The 20,713-nt window shown below is 60.3% G+C and carries 16 protein-coding genes and 1 pseudogene; 10 read left to right on the forward strand and 7 right to left on the reverse strand.

Annotated elements, in window-relative coordinates:
• Window positions 1–74: 74 nt before the first annotated feature.
• Window positions 75–1,721 (reverse strand): GNAT family N-acetyltransferase, encoded by a 1,647-nt coding sequence (locus N7578_RS08630; RefSeq protein ID WP_311109859.1) that lies wholly within the window; start codon window positions 1,719–1,721, stop codon window positions 75–77.
• Between the two features lie 229 nt (window positions 1,722–1,950).
• Here N7578_RS08630 and N7578_RS08635 point away from each other — a divergent pair, with 229 nt between their 5' ends.
• Together N7578_RS08635 and N7578_RS08640 are read left to right on the forward strand one after the other, a co-directional pair.
• Window positions 1,951–2,685 carry an SDR family oxidoreductase gene (locus tag N7578_RS08635; RefSeq protein ID WP_311109860.1) on the forward strand — a complete coding sequence of 245 codons (735 nt, stop codon included), beginning with the start codon at window positions 1,951–1,953 and terminating at the stop codon, window positions 2,683–2,685.
• Window positions 2,686–2,730: 45 nt separating this feature from the next.
• Window positions 2,731–4,083 carry an aspartate aminotransferase family protein gene (locus N7578_RS08640; protein ID WP_311109861.1) on the forward strand — a complete coding sequence of 451 codons (1,353 nt, stop codon included), beginning with the start codon at window positions 2,731–2,733 and terminating at the stop codon, window positions 4,081–4,083.
• Between the two features lie 42 nt (window positions 4,084–4,125).
• Here N7578_RS08640 and N7578_RS08645 read toward each other — a convergent pair.
• Window positions 4,126–4,480 (reverse strand): annotated as a pseudogene (locus tag N7578_RS08645) (EamA family transporter).
• Window positions 4,481–4,648: 168 nt separating this feature from the next.
• On the opposite strand from N7578_RS08645, the gene N7578_RS08650 reads away from it, so the two are divergent.
• From N7578_RS08650 to N7578_RS08675, 6 genes are all read left to right on the forward strand, one after another.
• Window positions 4,649–5,392, forward strand: coding sequence for an FCD domain-containing protein (locus N7578_RS08650; protein ID WP_311109862.1), 744 nt, complete (start codon window positions 4,649–4,651; stop codon window positions 5,390–5,392).
• Between the two features lie 135 nt (window positions 5,393–5,527).
• Window positions 5,528–6,991, forward strand: a complete 1,464-nt coding sequence (locus N7578_RS08655; RefSeq protein WP_422646692.1) for an ABC transporter substrate-binding protein — start codon at window positions 5,528–5,530, stop codon at window positions 6,989–6,991.
• Between the two features lie 185 nt (window positions 6,992–7,176).
• On the forward strand, window positions 7,177–8,124 hold the full coding sequence (locus tag N7578_RS08660; protein ID WP_311109864.1) for an ABC transporter permease: 948 nt from the start codon (window positions 7,177–7,179) through the stop codon (window positions 8,122–8,124).
• Window positions 8,121–8,996 (forward strand): ABC transporter permease, encoded by an 876-nt coding sequence (locus N7578_RS08665; protein WP_311109865.1) that lies wholly within the window; start codon window positions 8,121–8,123, stop codon window positions 8,994–8,996. The genes N7578_RS08660 and N7578_RS08665 overlap by 4 nt, the downstream gene beginning before the upstream one ends.
• A gap of 26 nt (window positions 8,997–9,022) precedes the next feature.
• Window positions 9,023–10,807: a gamma-glutamyltransferase family protein gene (locus tag N7578_RS08670; RefSeq protein ID WP_311109866.1), complete on the forward strand. Its 1,785-nt coding sequence runs from the start codon at window positions 9,023–9,025 to the stop codon at window positions 10,805–10,807.
• Between the two features lie 3 nt (window positions 10,808–10,810).
• Window positions 10,811–12,637 carry an ABC transporter ATP-binding protein gene (locus N7578_RS08675; RefSeq protein WP_311109867.1) on the forward strand — a complete coding sequence of 609 codons (1,827 nt, stop codon included), beginning with the start codon at window positions 10,811–10,813 and terminating at the stop codon, window positions 12,635–12,637.
• Window positions 12,638–12,760: 123 nt separating this feature from the next.
• On the opposite strand, the gene N7578_RS08680 is transcribed toward N7578_RS08675, so the two are convergent.
• Window positions 12,761–14,107, reverse strand: coding sequence for a dicarboxylate/amino acid:cation symporter (locus N7578_RS08680; protein ID WP_311109868.1), 1,347 nt, complete (start codon window positions 14,105–14,107; stop codon window positions 12,761–12,763).
• Between the two features lie 247 nt (window positions 14,108–14,354).
• On the opposite strand from N7578_RS08680, the gene N7578_RS08685 reads away from it, so the two are divergent.
• Entirely contained in the window at window positions 14,355–16,184 is a 1,830-nt protein-coding gene (locus N7578_RS08685) for a sensor histidine kinase (protein ID WP_311109869.1), read from the forward strand.
• A 1-nt stretch (window position 16,185) separates the two neighbouring features.
• Complete coding sequence (locus N7578_RS08690) at window positions 16,186–17,550, forward strand: sigma-54 dependent transcriptional regulator (protein WP_311109870.1); 1,365 nt, start codon at window positions 16,186–16,188, stop codon at window positions 17,548–17,550.
• A 129-nt stretch (window positions 17,551–17,679) separates the two neighbouring features.
• On the opposite strand, the gene N7578_RS08695 is transcribed toward N7578_RS08690, so the two are convergent.
• From N7578_RS08695 to N7578_RS08710, 4 genes are all read right to left on the reverse strand, one after another.
• Complete coding sequence (locus N7578_RS08695) at window positions 17,680–18,159, reverse strand: BA14K family protein (protein WP_311109871.1); 480 nt, start codon at window positions 18,157–18,159, stop codon at window positions 17,680–17,682.
• A 126-nt stretch (window positions 18,160–18,285) separates the two neighbouring features.
• Window positions 18,286–19,137, reverse strand: coding sequence for a GNAT family N-acetyltransferase (locus N7578_RS08700; RefSeq protein ID WP_311109872.1), 852 nt, complete (start codon window positions 19,135–19,137; stop codon window positions 18,286–18,288).
• A complete protein-coding gene (locus N7578_RS08705) occupies window positions 19,134–19,880 on the reverse strand; it encodes an aspartate/glutamate racemase family protein (RefSeq protein WP_311109873.1) in 747 nt (248 codons plus the stop codon). The genes N7578_RS08700 and N7578_RS08705 overlap by 4 nt, the downstream gene beginning before the upstream one ends.
• Before the next feature lie 11 nt (window positions 19,881–19,891).
• A complete protein-coding gene (locus tag N7578_RS08710) occupies window positions 19,892–20,710 on the reverse strand; it encodes an ABC transporter permease (protein WP_311109874.1) in 819 nt (272 codons plus the stop codon).
• Window positions 20,711–20,713 lie beyond the last annotated feature (3 nt).

Raw genomic sequence — 20,713 nt, forward strand, 5'->3', positions numbered from 1 at the left:
ATGCCTTGCGGGTTTCCAGAAGATCAAAGCAGCGTTCATGCGCCGCGTTTTCCGGACCTTACAGGGCATTTTTCTCAATGCAAAATCTTTGGTGCCTGCCAGCGCTTGCCGGATCGTTTCGGCTTTTCCGTCATCGCGATAAGCTCTGCTGGAACCGGGGTGGCCGTCTGGCTGATATCCAGACGGGCCAGAGCGGCGCGGGCCTTTTCCGCATATTCGAGATTGGCCGCATCGTCCGAGTGGTAATGCTGGAGCCGGTCAAGGATTTCAGCGCCCTCAACCTTTCTTCCAGCGGCAATCAGGGCGACGGCGCATTTGTAAAGCGCCTCACGATGGAAGGGTGCGCGGTTGATGACCTGCCGGAAGGCTTCCGCCGCCTCGTTGTAATGGCTCTGCGCGAGCCGCGTCTCGCCGATCCGAAGCCATAGCATGACTGGATCGTCGCTGCTTGCCAGAAGCGACAGGAAGGCGATTTCGGCTCCCCGGAAATCGCATCGGTCGAACATCAGTTTTGCAAGACCGAACTGTGCCCCACCATGGTCGGGAGCGGCCTGGACGACCTGGGAGAAGGCGATGTTGGCCTTGGCCCTGGCGCCGGATTTGTAGAGCCGCAAGGCTTCCTCGTAGACGAAGCGTATGCTGCGCGGATGCAGCCGGTCGCCGAGGTTTTCACCTGACCTCGTGCGGAAATGGGTGCACGACAGCTGGCGCTCCTGCGGGCCAAAGAAATATTTGTACGGTTCGTTTCCGCGCAGGAAGTCATAGGTCTTGAGGCCGTTCTCGATGGCGCGGCGAATGCAGTGGCCATGCAGCACAAGACCAGGCGAAGGCGTCTTCCACTCCTCGTCACGGCCGGTGATGTAGAACAGCACCGCGAGCTTTTGCCGGTCGATGATATTGGCGAGCGCGCCGAGCGGCCGCTCACCGAACCAGAGCACGGGTACCTCGAGATTGCCTCGATGGAAGCAATCCATCAGCATCTGCCGGGTCGCCCCGATGAGAAGGTCGGTACGCTCCTTGCCCTTGTATGGCGCCCAGCGGATCCGCCAGAAGTGAAACAGGATATCCAGATCGCGTTTGATGGTTTCCTTCGTTGCGAAGGTGATGCTGTATTCGTCATCGCCTTCGATCTTTCTGAGAAACCGCCGCAGCTTCTGGCGCGTCTGGCTGCTCATGCTGGTGTCGAGATAGGTGTCGAAGTTATCCGGCAGGGTGACGACGGGGCAGATGCTGTTGTCGATGTTGTAGGCGTTCGTCGGCGTGCTGTCGCGAAACATGACGAGTGGCCCCTGAAGCGCTTGGATCATCGCCTGTCGCCGTTCCGGCGGACCGGGGATGTAATCGAGTTTCAGGTCCGTCCAGTTCTGCTGTTTAAGGTAGGAGCAGAAACCGGCAACGGCGTGATCCTCGTATTCCGGCAGGGTGATGAAACCGGCATAATCCGCCGCCGCATTTCCCGCCATGACGATGGTGTCGTGATATCGGCCCGTTTTATTGTCGGGTTCAGTCAGTACACGCAGCGGCATGAAGGCCACGTACGGCGATCCTTCCGGTCGCTCTCGCAGCGCCAGAACGAACCAGCGCTTGCGGCGCAGCATGTAGTCTTCCAGCCAGTACCAGGAGAGAAAATGCTGGGCATGAGGGTCCGCCATGAACACCTGGTCCCAGTTTTCCCGAATTGCGTTAAAACCGCTCTCGGTATCGATGATGTCGATGCGCACTGTCCCCTCCCAATACAAGTGACAAAATCGGGCGACCCCATTCTATGAACAAACGGCGAGCCTCAAATATTCCCTTCGGATGAAAGCGGGACATCAAATGGGATTAGCCCGTCATCTGCGCGCAGTTTGTGCCGCCGGAATAAAAACCTCTTGTCAGCCGTCTTCGAGGCTCTAACATGACGTGCGAATGCCGGTTCTGATGGAGCCGCGTGGCACAGGAGTTCTCGAAATGGCTGTTCCCTATATGCTTCTGACCGGCGCCAGCCGGGGAATAGGACACGCCACCGTCAAGCTGTTCCAGGAAAAGGGTTGGCGCATCCTGACCGTCTCGCGGCAGCCCTTTTCGGAGGAATGCCGCTGGCCCGCGGCGCGTGAAAGCCACATTCAGGCGGATCTCGAAGATATCTCCGCAATCGACGATCTCGCCGCTCAGGTTCGCGCGCGCCTGCCGGACGGCAAGCTTGCGGCTCTGGTCAACAATGCCGGGATTTCACCGAAGGGTGAGGGTGGAAGCCGTCTCGGCGTCATGGCGACGACAGCTGACATCTGGACGCGCGTGCTGAACGTCAATGTCGTCTCGACGGCGCTTCTGGCGCGCGCGCTGTTGCCGGAACTGGAAGCGGCGAGAGGCTCCATCGTTAATGTCACCTCCATCGTCGGCTCACGGGTGCACCCCTTTGCAGGGGTCGCCTATGCCACATCGAAGGCAGCGCTCGCCGCACTGACTCGGGAACTGGCGCATGAGTTCGGTCCGCGCGGCGTGCGCGCCAACGCGATTGCGCCGGGCGAAATCGACACTGCGATCCTCTCGCCCGGTACCGCGGAGCTGGTCGAGGCGCAGGTGCCTATGGGACGGCTCGGTACGACGGCGGAGGTTGCCCAGACCATCTATTTCCTGTGTTCGGAGCAGTCGAGCTACATCAACGGTGCCGAAATCCACATCAATGGCGGCCAGCACGTCTGACGTCCGCTCTCCATGGTTCATTCAAGCGAAACGGAGCTTTTACCGATGACAATCCTGCCGAATTCCGTCGAAGGGCGCGATATCGCCTACCAGATGCATCCGAACGTCAATCTGCGGAAATTCGAAAAAACCGGCGGGCTTGTCATCGAAAGCGGTGAAGGCATCTACGTTACCGACAGCAGCGGCAAACGTTATATCGAGGCGATGGCGGGCCTGTGGTCCGTCGCGCTCGGTTTCGGCGAACAGCGGCTGGTGGACGCGGCAACCAGGCAGATGCAGAAACTGCCCTACTACCATACCTTCTCCTACAAGACGCACGGTCCGTCCGTCGATCTGGCGGAAATGCTGATAAAGATTGCGCCCGTTCCCATGTCGAAGGTGCACTTTACCTCCTCAGGTTCCGAGGCGAACGATCTGGTCGCCAAGATGGTGTGGTACCGTGCCAATGCGCTCGGCAAGAAGACCAAAAAGAAGATCATCGGCCGCATCAAGGGCTACCATGGCGTGACGATTGCCTCGGCCTCGATCACCGGCCTGCCGCGCAACCATGAGAGCTTCGACCTGCCGCTGGACCGGATGATCCACACGGCCTGCCCCTCCTATGTGCATTTCGGCAAGGACGGGGAAAGTGAGGCAGAGTTCACAGCCAGGATACTGAAGGAGCTGGAAGACCTGATTCTCTCGGAAGGCCCGGAGAATGTCGCCGCTTTCTGGGGTGAGCCTGTGATGGGCGCTGGCGGTGTTCTCCTGCCGCCGGAGGGCTACTGGGCGGGTGTGCAGGCGATCCTGAAGAAATACGACATTCTTCTAGTGGTGGATGAGGTGATCTGCGGCTTCGGCCGAACGGGCAAGATGTTCGCCTGCGAAACCTATGGCATCAAGCCGGATGTGCTGGTGGTTTCCAAGCAGATATCCTCGTCCTACATGCCGCTTTCGGCCATCATCATGAACGACAGTTTCTACCAGCCGATCGCCGACGAGTCTGATCGTATCGGCTCCTTCGGCCATGGCTATACGGCATCCGGTCATCCGGTCGCGACGGCGGTGGGGCTCGAAAATCTGAAGATCATTCAGGAACGTGATCTTGTGGGCAACGTCGCCCGGCTCGAGGCGAAATTCCTCGAGCATCTGAAGGTTCTCGCCGATCATCCGCTGGTGCATTCCTCGCGCGGCGTCGGCCTTCTCGGCGCACTGGAAATCAAGCCATGGGAAGGAACGAAGCCGGGCGATACGACGCTGGCCATCGCCGCGGCCATCGAAGAGGAAGGCGTCATCACCCGACCCATCGGCGAGGCCATCTGCTTCTGCCCGCCCATCATCATCACGGCCGAGCAGCTCGATGAACTGTTTGCAGGCGTCAAGCGCGGTCTGGACAAGGTTGCCGCTGCGCGCGGCTGACGGTCCCGCTTATATTCCCGGCCGGGTGATCCGGCCGGGCTTTTATGCCCTGTAGGCGACCAGCACCGCGCCGCAGGCGATCAGCACGATGCCGAGCCAGTTCGGCAACGATAGCCTTTCTCCCGGAAACATCACAGCGAACACCGCAACGAACACGACGCTGAGCTTGTCGATGGGCGCAACCCGTGCCGCGTCGCCGATCTTCAGCGCGCGGAAATAACATATCCACGATGCGCCGGTCGCAAGGCCGGAAAGCACGAGGAAGATCCACGTTTTCGACGCCGATCTTTGCGAAAATGGCCGTTAGCGCCGCAAACGCTGCAGATAACAGCGCCCAGAATTGCCAGGAAAGAACGAGATTTTTTACGCGGGCTTCTCCGCCACGAGGATGTGTCAACGGATTGGCATCCGTCACAGAAAACAGCAAGCCGAAGACTTCCGCGTGAGCTGCAATGTCTGGCCGTAGTTTGTGGAAATGCACAAAAATCGCTCATGACGCAATTATGTGCTTGACGGCTGCTGGGATTCAGATTTCATTGAACCAATATCAAATTGGTTCGGACCATTGAGCGAAACTTCGGCAATCGATCGATCTGAAAATTCCAACTACGCGCTGGAACGCCTGCGTGAACTGATTGCCGTCAGCGCCTTTGGGCGTGACGGCAAGCTGCCGACCGAAAGAACGCTTTCGGAGCGTCTTGGTGTCGGAAGGCGTGAAATTCGCCGCGCTTTCGAGGTTCTGGAGGCTGAAGGGCTGATCTGGCGCAAGCAGGGAGCCGGCACGTTTCTGGGACAACGACCGGATAGCTGGAGCGACCACGCAGCCAGCCTGGTGGCTGGAACCAATTTCATGGAAATCATGGAGGTTCGCCTGCGGCTGGAACCGCAGCTGGCGCAGCTCGCCGCGATGCGGGCCAAGCCCGCTGACATTACGCGCATGCGTGAAACCTGCGCCAAGATCTACGAGCGGACCGACGCCGACTGGCGCGAGCTGTGGGACGGCTCGCTCCATCGGCTGATCGCCCAGAGTGCGGGCAACCAGCTTTTTTTGTCGCTTTTCGATGTCGTGAACCGTGTGCGCCAGGATCCACTCTGGCAGGCGGTGCGTGAACGGGCGCGTCGCGCCGACCGTACGCTGAAGGAGAGCCGCGACCAGCATGCCGAGATCATCGACGCCATTGCCGCGCATGACCCCGGCAAGGCGGGCGAGGCGATGCGCAACCACCTTCTGACATTGCAGGAACGGCTTATCCGCCAGACCTCTATGGACCATCTCGATCAGCCATCCGAGGCCGAAGGAGAGGCGTAAGGGAAAACGACGACGGGCATTTTGCCCGCAACAGCAAGAACCGGAAAACCGGCGGCTTCTACAGAAAATCACCAGAGGACGAACGATATGAAACGACTTGCAAGATTCTCCGCCTATGCGCTCGCCAGCGTGCTGATGGCTTCCTCGGCGCTATCCGCCGAACTGCGCATCGGTCTTCAGGACGATGCCGACGTGCTTGATCCCGCCCAGTCCCGCACATTCGTGGGACGCATCGTCTATACCAGCCTGTGCGACAAGCTTGTCGATCTGGACAACAGCCTCGCCGTCATTCCGCAGCTGGCAACCAGCTGGGCCTGGGGCGACAATGGCGGCACGCTGACCATGGATCTGCGCCAGGGCGCCGTTTTCCATGACGGCACGCCCTTCAACGCCGAAGCCGCCGTCTACAACATCGACCGCTACATGACGCTGCAGGAATCGCGCCGAAAGAGCGAACTTGCTTCCGTGGCGAAGATCGAGGCGACCGGTGAATACCAGATAAAGTTTACCCTCAAAAGCCCGGATGCCAGCCTGCTGGCACAGCTTTCCGACCGCGCCGGAATGATGATTTCTCCTGCCGCTGGCAAGGAACTCGGCGCGAATTTCGGCTCCAAACCCGTCTGCTCCGGCCCGTTCAAATTCGTCGAGCGCATCCAGCAGGACCGTATCGTTCTGGAGAAGTTCGCCGACTACTGGAACAAGGACAACATCTATCTGGACAAGGTGACGTTCCTGCCGATCCCGGACACAACCGTGCGTCTTGCCAACCTTCGTGCGGGCGATCTCGACATGGCAGAGCGCATTTCGGCATCGGACGCGGCATCGGTGAAGGAAGACGCCAATCTGACCTACGGCGAGATCGTCGGTCCGGGTTACATGGCAATGTACGCGAATATCGGCAATGGCCCGAAGGCGGACAACCCGTTCGGCAAGGACAAGCGCCTGCGTCAGGCTTTCTCTCTGTCCATCGACCGCGAAGCCATCAATCAGGTCGTCTTCGAAGGCACCGCAATGCCGGGCAACCAGGCATGGCCGCCCATCAGCCCATGGTACAACAAGGATGTGCCTGTTCCTGCCCGCGATGTGGAGAAGGCAAAGGCACTTCTGAAGGAGGCCGGTTACGACCGTTTCGAGATCGAGCTGCAACACGCCAACAACACGACCCAGACGCAGATGATGCAGGTCATCCAGGCGATGGCGGCGGAAGCCGGTTTCGATGTGAAGCTGAAGGCGACCGAATTTGCGACCCTGCTTTCCGAGCAGACGGCGGGCAATTATGTGCTGTCGCGCTCCGACTGGTCCGGCCGTTCCGATCCGGACGGCAACATCCACCAGTTCGTCACCTGCAAGGGCGGCATCAACGACACGAAATATTGCAACCCTGAGGTCGACAAGCTGCTGAACGAGGCACGCGCTTCGACCGACAATGCGGTGCGCAAGGTCAAGTACGATGCCGCGACAAAAATCCTCGATGAGGATCTGCCGCTGATCTACCTCGGCCATCAGGCCTACCTTTACGCCACCTCCAAGGCGGTCACCGGCTTTACACCTTCCACGGACGGCATGATCCGTCTGACAGGTGTGAAGAAGGGATCGTAAGTCTTTGAAAATAAATCCGGCGTGGCGTTAAGCCGCGCCGGATGACCGGCTGTATCTGCAGCATCGGCCTGAACGTCGGAACCAATTTTCGGCAGGGGCCATGTGCAGTTTCAGAATGTTGGAGGGCCTGTGTGTTTTCAACGAAACATGCGGGGCTCCAGGCTTGCGCCACAAGGATCAGTTCCATGCATATCTATATCGGCAAGCGGCTTCTGGTAGCGATACCCACGCTTATCATCATCTCGATCTTCGTCTTTTCGCTGCAGAAGCTTCTGCCGGGTGATCCCATTCTGGCCATGGCGGGCGAAGAGCGCGATCCCGCAGTCATCGAATTGCTGCGCGAAAAGTACCGGATGAACGATCCGGTCGTTTACCAGTATTTCTACTGGCTGGGTTCGGTCCTGCAGGGCGACTTCGGTATTTCGCTCAGAACCAACCAGCCGGTTCTGGAACTGATCGGGCAGAAATTGCCGGTCACGATCCAACTTGCCGTGATGTCGATGTTCTTTGCGTTGGTGATCGGCGTGCCTATCGGCATTCTCGCCGCCGTCAAGCAGAACACCTGGATCGACTACGTATCCAACATCGTTGCGCTGTCGGGGCTTTCCATTCCGAATTTCTGGCTCGGCATCATGCTGATCTTGCTTGTCTCGGTGCAACTCGGCTGGTTGCCCGCCTCCGGCTACGAGTCGATCTTTGTCGATCCGGTGCGCTCGATCCAGACGATGATCATGCCCTCCTTTGTTCTCGGCAATGCGCTTGCCGCCACGCTGATGCGGCACACGCGCTCCGCCATGCTGTCGGTGATGAAGTCGGATTATATCCGCACCGCCCGCGCCAAGGGACTTTCCAGCTGGCAGGTGATCCTCAGCCACTCGTTCCGCAACGCGCTTCTGCCGATCATAACGCTTTCGGCGCTGCTGTTCGGCGAACTGCTGGCCGGTGCCGTGCTGACGGAGCAGATCTTTACCATTCCGGGCTTCGGCAAACTGATCGTTGATGCCGTTTTCACCCGCGACTATGCGGTCGTGCAGGGTGTGGTGCTGTGCACGGCCATCGGTTTCATCCTCATGAACCTCCTGGCCGATGTCGTCACCGTTCTCCTCAATCCGCGTATGAGGACCGCACTATGAATGCTTCCGTACAAGCTGTCGCCAGCCCCGTGAAAAAGCGATCCGAAAGCCGCGCCTGGAAAAAGATGAAGCGCAACAAGAGCGCTGTCGCCGGGCTCATCATCATCACCTTCTTCGCGTTGCTTGCCGTTCTGGCTCCCCTTCTGCCGCTGGCCGATCCTTATGCGACGAGCTGGAGCGCGATCCGCAAGGCGCCGTCCGCTGCCCATTGGCTTGGTACTGACGACATCGGCCGCGACATTCTCTCACGCATGATCTGGGGTGCGCAGGCATCTCTGATGGCGGGTGTCATCTCTGTTGCCATCGCCGTTCTGACCGGCGTGCCGTTCGGGCTGATTTCCGGCTATTTCGGTGGATGGGTGGATCAGGTCATCTCGCGCATCACGGAAGCCTTTCTGGCGATGCCGTTCCTCATCATGGCGATTGCTCTGGCTGCCTTTCTCGGGCCGAGCCTGACCAACGCCATGATCGCCATCGGGCTTTCCGCCATGCCGATCTTCATCCGTCTGACGCGAGCGCAGGTTCTGGCTGTCAAGACGGAGGACTACATCGAAGGGGCGCGCTCCATCGGTCTCGGCCACGGCGATATCATGCTGCGCTATATTCTCCCCAATATCGTGCCGCCGATCATCGTGCAGGCGACGCTGACGGTGGCGACCGCCATCATCGCCGAAGCCAGCCTTTCCTTCCTCGGCCTTGGCCAGCAGGCACCGGCGGCAAGCTGGGGCTCGATGCTGAACGTCGCCAAGAACTTCCTCTCGCAGGCACCGTGGATGGCCATGTGGCCGGGTGCTGCGATTTTCCTCGTGGTGATCGGCTTCAATCTGCTGGGCGATGGCCTGCGCGATGCGCTCGATCCGCGTGAACATTAAGACCTGACATACCGAAGGACAAAGACATGACCACATTCACAACCCGCCCCGAAATCCTCGGTACGTTCGGCGTCGTGACCTCCACACACTGGATCGCCTCGGCCGTCGGCATGAGCATTCTCGAAAAGGGCGGCAACGCCTTCGACGCTGCCGTTGCGACCGGCTTCGTGCTGCAGGTTCTAGAGCCGCATCTGAACGGTCCGGGCGGCGATATGCCCGCCATCATTTATTCGAAAAAGAAGGACAAGGTAGAGGTCATCTGCGCGCAGGGACCTGCCCCCGCGGGAGCAACCATCGAGCATTACAAGGCGGAAGGCATCGACATCATTCCCGGTGACGGCCTGTTGTCGACGGTCATTCCCGGTGCATTCGATGGCTGGATGCTGATGCTGCGTGACTATGGCACGATGACGGTGCGCGATGTTCTGGAGCCAGCCATCTACTACCTCGAAAATGGCCACCCCATGCTTGCGCGGGTTTCCGCCTCCATCGCCGGTCTGGCGGATTTCTTCCAAAAGGAATGGCCAACGTCCTATGAGACGTGGGTTCCGGGTGGCGCGGTGCCGCAGCCGCTGTCCAACTTCAAGAACCCGGTTCTGGCCGAAACCTGGAAGCGGATCGTCAGCGAGGCGGAAGCAAAATCTGGCCGCGAGGCCGGTATCGAGGCAGCCCGTGACGCGTTCTATCGCGGTTTCGTCGCCGAAAAGATCGCCGCCTATCTCGAAACCGCCGAAGTAATGGACGCCAGCGGCAATCGCCACAAGGGCGTGCTGACGGCCGACGACATGGCAGGCTGGCAGGCGACCATCGAAGCGCCGACGACCTATGATTATCACGGCTGGACCATTGCCAAGACGGGCCCGTGGGGGCAAGGACCGGTACTTCTGCAATCGCTGGCGCTGCTGAAGGGTATCGACATTGGCAAGATGGAACCTGCCGGTCCGGATTTCGTTCACACCGTCGTCGAGACGATGAAGCTCGCTTATGCAGACCGGGAGGTCTATTACGGCGATCCGGAATTTGCGCAGGTGCCGGTCGAAACGCTGCTATCGGATGCCTATAACGACGAGCGCCGCAAGCTGATCACGGCTAAAGCCTCCATGGAACTGCGTCCCGGCTCGCTTCCCGGCATGGAAAACCAGCGTGACCTGACGATGGCGATGCTCAACTCGATGGCTGGAACGGGTGCGGTCTACGAGCCCACCATGTCTCACCTCACCGAAAAACGCGGCGATACGGTGCATATCGATGTCATCGACCGCCAGGGCAACATGGTGTCCGTCACGCCATCCGGTGGCTGGCTGCAATCCTCGCCGATCGTGCCGGGTCTCGGCTTCTGCCTCAATTCCCGCGCCCAGATGTTCTGGTTGAAACCCGGTCTGCCGACCTCGCTCGCGCCGGGAAAACGTCCGCGCACGACGCTGACGCCTTCGCTGGCGCTTTTCGAAGGACGTCCGACGCTGGCCTTTGGAACGCCGGGTGGCGACCAGCAGGACCAGTGGCAGCTGTCCTTCTTCCTGCGTTATGCCCATTTCGGCCTGAACCTTCAGGAAGCCATCGACCTGCCGCTGTTCCACACCAGCCACTTCCCCGGCTCGTTCTATCCACGCACCCGCCAGCCGGGCAATGTGATGATCGAAAGGAGCATAGGCGAGGCGGCCCTTCAGGAATTGCGCAGCCGTGGCCACGATATTTCCGTCGCAGACGAGTGGACGGTCGGCCGTCTGACTGCAGCACGCCGCGATGCCGACGGACTTCTGAGAGCTGCGGCGACCCCGCGCCTGATGCAAGCCTATGCCGTGGGGAGGTGAGATATGACGGAGAGCGAAACAAGATCCGCCGTGACGGTCCTGTCGGTCAGGAACCTCACCACCTCTTTCCGCGTCGATGGCGAATGGAAAAGCGTGGTGCGCAATCTCTCCTTCGACGTAAAAGCGGGTGAAACCGTCGCCATCGTTGGAGAAAGCGGTTCGGGGAAAAGCGTGACCTCGCTGTCGGTCATGCGGCTTCTCGATCCGCGCGCAAGCCGTATCGAAGGCACGATTGAACTGAACGGGAGGGATATCCTGTCGCTTTCCGAGGCTGCAATGCGTGATGTGCGCGGCAACGACGTGGCGATGATCTTCCAGGAGCCGATGACATCGCTCAACCCGGTCTTCACCATCGGTCGACAGATTTCAGAGGTGCTTGTACGCCACAAGGGCATGAACAAGGCTGAGGCGAAAACCGAAACCATCCGGCTGCTCGAAAAGGTCCGCATTCCCAATGCGGCCGGTCGTTTCGATGAGTATCCGCATCAGTTTTCCGGCGGCATGCGCCAGCGCGTCATGATCGCCATGGCATTGGCGTCGCGGCCCAAGCTGCTGATTGCCGACGAGCCGACGACGGCGCTTGACGTGACCATTCAGGGCCAGATCCTCGACCTCATCAAACAGTTGCAGGAAGAGGAGGGCATGGCGGTCCTCTTCATCACGCACGATATGGGCGTGGTTGCCGAAATCGCCGACCGGACCATCGTCATGTTCCGCGGCGATCAGGTGGAAACGGGTGATACCGCCGATATCTTCCATCGCGGCAAGCACCCCTATACCCGTGCCCTGCTGGCCGCGGTGCCGAAACTCGGCTCGATGGACGGCCATGCCTTGCCGCTGCGGTTCCCCAAGGTCGATATGGCAACGGGCGTGGTCAGCGACAGCCCGGCGCTTGCCGATACGGTGGAAGGCGGCAAGACGCCGGTTCTGTCGGTCAAGAACCTGGTGACGCGCTTTCCTATCCGCTCCGGCCTGTTCGGTCGCGTGACGGGTGCTGTGCATGCGGTGGAAAATGTCAGCTTCGATCTGTTCCAGGGGGAAACGCTGTCCCTTGTTGGGGAATCTGGCTGCGGAAAGTCCACCACGGGACGCTCGATCACCCGTCTTGTCGAGCCGCGTTCCGGAGATGTTTCGCTCGACGGCTACGATGTGCTGAAACTCGATCAGCCCACGCTGCGTGCCATGCGTCGCAGCGTGCAGATGATCTTTCAGGACCCGTTTTCGAGCCTTAACCCGCGTATGACTGTAGGGGCGGCGGTTGCCGAGCCGATGATAAAACACCGCATCGCCTCGTCATTCGAGGCGCGGGCCAAGACGGCGGACCTTCTGGAGCGTGTCGGCCTGTCGTCTGCGATGATGGACAGGTATCCGCACGAGTTTTCCGGCGGTCAGCGGCAGCGCGTGGCGATTGCCCGTGCGCTGGCGCTGAACCCGAAAGTCATCGTTGCGGATGAAAGCGTCTCGGCGCTCGATGTGTCGATCAAGGCGCAGGTCTGTAATCTGCTGATGGACCTGCAGGAGCAGTTCAAGATCGCCTTCCTTTTCATCAGCCATGACATGGCGGTGGTCGAAAGGGTCAGCCACCGCGTTGCGGTGATGTATCTGGGAGAGATCGTCGAGATCGGTCCGCGTGCGGCGATCTTTGCCAATCCGCAGCATGCCTATACGAAAAAGCTGATGGCGGCGGTTCCGGTTCCGGATCCGGCACGGCGCGGTATTCGCCGCAATGCTGCGATAGATGAGCTGAAAAGCCCGATACGTCCGGCCGGTTATGTCCCGCCGGAACGACAGTACCGGGAGGTTTCGCCAGGCCACATGGTTCTGGCCTGACCTCGAAAACCCGAAGACAAAAAAAGCCGGAGCATCTGATCGGTGCCCCGGCTTTTCAATTGGCCTGCCGCGATCGCCTGAGTTCGGTCGCGGCAGGCCTGACCCTGGGAGGTCTTATTGTTGTTATTCCGCGGGCTGTACCGATGCCGGAACGACATCCACATCCGCGATGCCCGAGACGTTTTCCTCACCGCTCAGAACGCGGGTAAGCTGCGCCTGATCGAGTTCTCCTTCCCAGCGGGCAACGACAATGGTGGCCACCGCATTGCCGACGAAGTTGGTGAGTGCGCGGCATTCCGACATGAAGCGGTCGATGCCGAGGATGAGCGCCATACCGGCGACCGGAACCGAAGGAACAACCGAAAGCGTGGCGGCAAGCGTGATGAAGCCCGCACCGGTGATGCCTGCGGCGCCCTTGGACGACAGCATCGCGACGAGCAGAAGCAGAACCTGTTCGCCGAAGGACAGGTCGATACCCGTTGCCTGCGCGATGAACAGCGCCGCCAGCGTCATGTAGATGTTGGTGCCGTCAAGGTTGAAGGAGTAGCCGGTGGGAATGACGAGGCCCACGACGGAGCGCTTGCAGCCCGCCTTTTCCATCTTGCTCATCAAACCGGGAAGGGCAGCTTCCGAAGAGGACGTACCGAGAACCAGCAGCAATTCTTCCTTGATGTAGCGAATAAGCGCGACGATGGAGAAACCGTTGTAACGGCAGACAGCGCCCAGAACGATAAACACGAACAGGAAGGACGTGACGTAGAAGGTGCCGATCAGCATGGCGAGGTTGGTGACGGAAGAAATGCCGTATTTGCCGATGGTGAAGGCCATGGCGCCGAACGCACCGATGGGAGCGGCCTTCATCAGGATCGCGACCAGCTTGAAGATCGGGTACATCAGGGCGTGCATGAAATCGACGACGGGCTGACCCTTCTCGCCAACGATGCCGAGCGCGATACCGAACAGCACCGAGAAGAACAGGACCTGAAGGATGTCGCCGCTGGCGAACGCACCGACGATGGTCGTCGGGATGATGTTCATCAGGAAGCCGGTGATGGTCTGCTCATGAGCCTTGTCGGCGTAGGTCGCGACGGCCTTGGCATCCAGTGTTGCGGGGTCGATGTTCATGCCGGCGCCCGGCTGAACGGTGTTGGCGACGATGAGGCCGACGATCAGCGCAAGGGTCGAGAAGACGAGAAAGTAGATCATCGCCTTGCCGGCGACGCGCCCAACCTTCTTCATGTCATTCATGCCGGCGATGCCGGTTGCGACGGTCAGGAAGATCACGGGTGCGATAATCATCTTGACGAGGCGGATGAAGCCGTCGCCGAGTGGCTTCAGCTGTTCGCCGAACGTCGGGTAGAAATGTCCGAGCGCGATGCCGGCGATGATGGCAACCAGAACCTGGAAATAGAGGTGCTTGTAGAATGGCTGTTTTGCGTGGCCTGCGGCCACGGCTGTCGAATCGATCATGTCTTTTCCTCCTCGGCTTGAACCCTGCCTAGTGGCCTCCCGGGTTCGCCGCGACGTTGACGGCTTGAAGCCGGTTGAGGAGTCATAAGCAATATGCATGCCAGATGTGCGTATTCGCTGTAACGATATGATTTAAAATATTATTTTTTATGAAGGCATGGCTCGTTGCGGATGTTTGTGCGGAACTCCGGACATCTCGTCTTGTGCTTTGTGTGTAAATCCGCACAATGCGGTCATGAGCAACAGGATGGAAACACACGGAGCGCAATCGAGGCGGCGGGCGCAATGGCTGGCGCTTGGCGGTCTGTGGCTGCTTGCGAGCCTGGGCATCCTGCTGGCGACCGATGAGCTGGCGCGTTCGCGTGCCATGAAGACGGCGGCCTTCGAGGCGTCGACCGATGCCGAACTCAAGATCGCGCTCCTGAACGTGGCGCTCGAGCGGCCACGCGCCATTCCGCTGGTGCTTTCCGGCGATCCCGATCTTGCCAGCGCGCTCGATGGCGGCGAACCCGTGGCGGTGGACCGGTTGAACCGGAAGCTGGAAGGATTGATCGAGGGAACGCAGGCGTCCGTCATTTACGTGACCGGACCTGACGGCTTGACGATCGCCTCCAGCAACTGGCGACTGCCGGAGAGCTTCGTCGGTTCCGTCTATGCTTTCCGCGAATATTTTCAGGGCGCGATGAAAAACGGCATGGCCGAGCATTATGCGCTCGGTAATGTCAGTCGCAGGCCCGGCCTTTATATTTCCCGTCGTATCGATACGGCGGACGGGCGGGCGCTGGGTGTCGTCATTGCCAAGGTAGAGTTCAACCGGCTGGAAACCGATTGGACGATCGGCGGCAAGCCCGTCTATGTCGTCGACCGGGATGGCGTCGTGTTGATGACGAGCGTGCCGGACTGGCGTTTCAGGACCATCGCGCCGATTGGCGAGGCGCGACGCAGGCAAATCTCCGAGAGCCTGCAATTCGGCAGCGAAACGCTGTCACTGCTGCCGTTCCGTCCGGTGAGGAACGCGGTGGATGATTTAACGCTGCTGCATGTCGATGGGCCGTTGAAGGAGCGGGGGGATTACCTGCGGCTTGAAATGCCGGTGCCGACGACGGCCTGGACGCTGCACTATCTTCAGCCCATTGCGCCTGCGCTGGCCGCCGCCGTTCGTGAGGGCAGGGTCGTTGCCGTTGCGACGCTGATGCCGCTGATGGCTCTCTCGGCGCTCTGGCTGTGGCGTCGTCACAAGGCGTTGCGTGAAAAGGAAGAAGAGCAGAACGCCCGTGCCGAGCTTGAGCAGAAGGTGCAGGAGCGCACCCGCGATCTGACGAAAACCCGGGATCACCTTCAGGCTGAGATTGCGCTGCACGAAAAAACGACCGGCGAGCTGCGCAACGTCCAGCACGAACTGGTGCAGGCCAACCGGCTTTCCATTCTGGGGCAGGTTGCGGCTGGGGTGGCGCACGAGATCAATCAGCCGGTCGCGACGATCCGCGCCTTTGCCGACAATGCGCGTACGCTGCTGAAGCGCGACCGGAAGGCCGAAGCGACCGATAACCTCGAGAATATCGCGGCGCTGACCGAACGCATCGGCACGATTACCGGCGACCTGAAAATCCTCGCCCGCAAGGGCCGAACCGCCGCCGAACCGGTGAGCCTGCGCCTTGTCATCGAAGGTGCGGTGATGCTGCTGCGCAGCCGCTTTTCCGGTCGCATGGACGCTCTGGCGATCGCGTTGCCGGACCCGGAGATGAAGGTGCTGGGCAGCCGCATCCGGCTTGAGCAGATCGTTATAAACCTGTTACAGAATGCTTTGGAAGCTACTGAAAATATTGAGAATGCCAGGGTCGATGTGAAGGTTTCGGAAGAGGGCGATATGGCCGTTCTCAGCATTTCTGACAACGGCACCGGCATTCCGCAAGACATCCTCAAGCAGCTGTTTTCACCCTTCAATACTTCCAAGGAAAGCGGCCTTGGCCTCGGGCTGGTCATTTCCAACGACATCGCCTCCGATTATGGCGGGCGTATCGGCGTGGAAAGCAGCGAAAAGGGCGCCTGTTTTTCCGTTTATCTGAAGCGAGCCTGACATGACGACCAATGGCACCATTTTTCTGGTGGACGACGACTCCCAGTTGCGAAAGGCGATGACGCAGACGCTGGAACTGGACGGACTGGCCGTGACATCCTTCCCGCGCGCCGAACAGGCGCTGGAGGCGCTGCGCGACGATTTCGACGGTATCGTCATTACCGATGTGCGCATGCCAGGCATGACCGGCCTCGAATTTTTCGAGAGGGTGCGCAGGATCGATGCCGACCTGCCGGTCATTCTCATCACCGGCCATGGCGATGTGCCGATGGCCGTCGATGCGCTGCATGACGGTGCCTATGATTTCATCGCAAAGCCCTTTCCGGCGGAACGTATGGTGGAAAGCGCCCGCCGGGCGCTGGAAAAACGGCGTCTTGTGCTCGAGAATCGATCATTGCGTCGCGCCGCTGCCCAAGCCGAGGACGACCTGCCGCTGATCGGCCAGACGCCTGCCATGGAGCGCCTGCGCACCACGCTTCGCCATATTGCCGACACCGATGTCGACGTGCTGGTGGCGGGTGAAACCGGCAGCGGCAAGGAGGTGGTGGCCACCGCGCTGCACCGGTGGAGCAAACGCCGCTCCCGGGGAAATTTCGTGGCGCTGAATTGCGGGGCACTGCCGGAAACGGTGATCGAGAGCGAGCTTTTCGGCCATGAGCCGGGAGCCTTTACCGGGGCGCAGAAAAAGCGGGTGGGGCGCATAGAGCATTCCAGCGGCGGCACACTGTTCCTCGATGAGATCGAAAGCATGCCGCTCGCCGTGCAGGTGAAGATGCTGCGCGTTCTGGAAATGCGTGAGGTTTCGCCGCTCGGTTCGAACGAGGAGCGACCGGTCGATATCCGGGTGGTGGCGGCGGCAAAGGTCGATCTCGGCGATCCGGCCGAACGCGGCACGTTCCGCGAGGATCTTTATTACAGGCTGAACGTGGTGACGCTTTCCATTCCGCCGCTTCGCGAGCGAAAGGCGGATATTCCGCTCCTGTTCTCGCATTTCGTGGCCAAGGCCGCGAACCGCTTCAACATGCCGGTGCCGCAGATCGGCGGTGGAATTTCGCGCCATCTGCGCGACCACGACTGGCCCGGCAACGTGCGCGAACTTGGCCATTTTGCCGAGCGTGTTGTGCTGGGGCTGGAAACGGGCGTTGCACCGGCCGCCGTTTCAGAGCCGGGCGTTTACGAAACCGGCACCTTGCCGCAACGCTTGGATGAGCTTGAGGCACGGATCATCCGCGAAACGCTGGATCGGTCGAATGGTGATGTGGCCGAGACGATCGCGGCACTCGGCATTGCCCGCAAGACGTTTTACGACAAGCTTCAGCGCCACGGTATCAACCGCGCGGATTACGTGAAGAATGGTGCTGCGTGAAAAGATGCTCGTTGCGGCCCTTGCTACTGAAGGTATCGCCACACTAGACGTCATCCTCGGGCCTGACCCGTGGATTCATGCTGTGCATCGTTGTGGATCCTCGCCTCAAGGGCGAGGATGACCAAGGCCTTAGCCTGCGACACAGAAATGGTTCTGGCCGTCATTACCGACGAAGGTGCCGGTGCGGGAGTTGAAGCTCCGGTAACGCTGCGAGCAATAGTCGTACCAGGCGTTGGTCCACGGCTCGATGGTCCGATAGGTGCGGCGCGGCTGATAATAATCCCGGCCGGAGTCATAGACGGGCTGAGCGCGATAGACGGGGCGCGGTGCCGGGCGGTAGTCGCGATAGTCCGGCTCCTCATCGAGGTAGACCGGCTGCGGTGCGGCGTAATGGCGAACTGGCGGATCGACATAAACCGGCTCGTCATAGGCCGGGCCTCTGTTGGACAGCGCGGAACCGACGGCGACACCGGCGGCAAGGCCGAGAACGCCACCGAGAAGTGCTGCGTCGCGACGGTCGCGGTCACCCGCCGAGGCGGTGTTGAAAGGCACGATCGTGGCGGCGGCGACCGCAATGGCCAGAACTGTTTTTGCTGCAAAGGACGACATTTGTTTTCCCATCCAGGTGGCAGATCGCTGCCTGTTTGAATTCGATGGTTAAGAAATAGTGTGCCTCTGCTGAATGGTCGCTGAACGAATTGTGGCGGACTTCGGGCGTTTTCCGGGGGACGTTACCTAGCCGAGTTCGAGTGTGGTGATGCCATATATGCCTGCTTGCGGAATGCGGGGAGGCGCGCCTTTATACATGCGTGCGGTGACGAAGCCTCTGGCAAAGCCGCTCTTTTGCAGGAAGGCCGAAAAGCCTGCTGCCGGTTCGGGAACGTCGATATGGATGGGTCCCCCGTTCGCTCGTCTCGCCAGTTGCCGGAAGATCGCAACCGCGTCCGCATCCGTTTCGGCAAAGAGCGGCCCGATCTTGAAACCGTCCACGCAGCGGCGCAACACGCCGTAACCGCATATGACATCGCCGCGGCGCATGACGACGGTTTCGTGCGGCGCCTTTGTCCATTCACCCACGAAGGTGTCTCGGGGTGCGGGGAAGAAGAGCCTGTCGAAGGCTACGAGTTCCGCACCCATCGTTGCGTCGGAGGAGGAGAGGTTTGAGGTTGTCGAGTCTGGCATGGTCGCCGACGCCAGCAAACTGCTCCAGCGCCATGTGCGGTACGTCGGCTGGAAACCCATGGCGGCATAGTTCGCCTGCTGTTCCGGCACGCCATCCAGACCGATGACGTGGCCATCGAGCCGCGCTATACCCGCATCCCATACCCGTCTGCCGATGCCCTTGCCGCGCATGTCCGGGCGGCAGATGTAAAGACCGATGAACCCGAAGCCGCCATCGTAGGAAATCGCCGAGATTCCCGCTGCCAGTTCGCCGTCGACGATGCAGCCGATAAATCCCTGCGGATCGAAGGCGTAAAACCGTTCGGCGTCATGAAGGCCCGGGTTCCAGCCTTCGTCTTTCGCCCAGCCGACCAGCGTTTCCGCTTCTTCAAGCGTCAGCGGGCGGATGTCTGCGTTGTCAGTCATGATGCTATGAGCCGTGCCGGGGCGAAGGCACCCATCAGGCCGGTATAGGGTTTGTCGATGGGCGTGGCGTAAGCGCCGCGCTTGGCGGTGGAAAGACCAAGCGACACAAGCGTTTCGGCATGTTTGACGGCCGCGGAAACACCATCGATCACCGGCACGCCGAATTCCTTCGAGAGATTGGCGGCAAGGTCTGCCATGCCCGCGCAACCAAGGACGATGGCTTCGGCCTTGTCTTCACTGAGCGCAGCGGCGATTTCCGCCCGCAGGCGCGGCAGTGCGTCCGACGTCGGGTCTTCCAGTGAAAGAACGGGAATATCTGCCGCGCGCACCTTGGCGCGTCCGCCCATGCCGTATCGATGCACCAGATGCTCCACCGGCAGGCGCGAGCGCTCCATGGTGGTGACGACGGTAAAGCGTTGCGCGATGAAGGCGGCAGTGGCGACAGCCGCCTCGCAGATGCCGATGACGGGGATATTGGCGAGTGCGCGGGCGGCGTCCAGCCCCGTATCATCGAAACAGGCGATGACGGCCGCTTTTGCGCCAAGCTGCTCGGCCTTTGCGATTTCGATCAGCAGGCCGGGTATGGCAAAAACCTCGTCATAATACCCTTCGATGGACACCGGCCCCATGGAGGAGGTGACGGCGAGGATTTCCGTTTCCTTAGTCGCCGCCCGCGTTGCCGCGTCGGCGATGGTTGCGGTCATGGATTGCGTGGTATTCGGATTGATGACGAGGATGCGCATGTTACGTTTCTTTATCCGCGCGAACGGCGGCGGTTCATGGTGACGATCAGTCCAAGCGTAGCGGCAATCACCAGAAAGGAGAACAGGGTTGTCACGGCTCCCAGCGCGTAAAGTACCGGCGTTGTGACGTTGGTGGTCATGCCATAGATTTCCAGCGGCAGGGTGTTGTAGGTGCCGGCGGTCATCAGCGTGCGGGCGAACTCGTCATAGGAAAGCGTGAAGCCGAACAGGCCGACGCCGATCAGGCTCGGTGCGATCATCGGCAACACCACATGGGCGAAGGTCTGCCAAGAAGACGCGCCGAGATCGCGGGCAGCTTCCTCGTAGGACGGCGAAAAGCGGTTGAAGACGGCGAACATGATAAGCACGCCGAAGGGCAGCGTCCACGTCAGATGCGCGCCGAAAGCGGATGTGTACCATGAAGGTTCCAGCCCAAGCTGCTGGAAAAGCACGCCGATGCCGAGCGAAATGATGATCGACGGCACCACGAGGCTGGCGACGGAGAGATAGAACAGCGGCGTTGCGCCGATAAATTTACGGCGGAAAGCAAGCCCCGCCAGAAGCGAAACCAGCACTGTGACGATCATGACCATCAGCCCTAGGCCAAATGAGCGGCGGAAGGAACCGCCGAAATCGCCGACGGCCTGCTGTTCGAACAGATTGCCGAACCAGTGCACCGACACGCCGTTCAGCGGGAAAGTGAGGCCACCGTTCGGCCCTTGAAAGGCAAGGATCAGGATCGCCGACAGCGGGCCGTAGAGAAACAGCACGAACAGGATGAAAAAGAAGGACAGGACATAGAACTCGCGGCCGCGTTTTTCGGAATGCATGGG

The organism is Agrobacterium tumefaciens (genome assembly GCF_031801495.1).
Classification (GTDB): domain Bacteria; phylum Pseudomonadota; class Alphaproteobacteria; order Rhizobiales; family Rhizobiaceae; genus Agrobacterium; species Agrobacterium tumefaciens_K.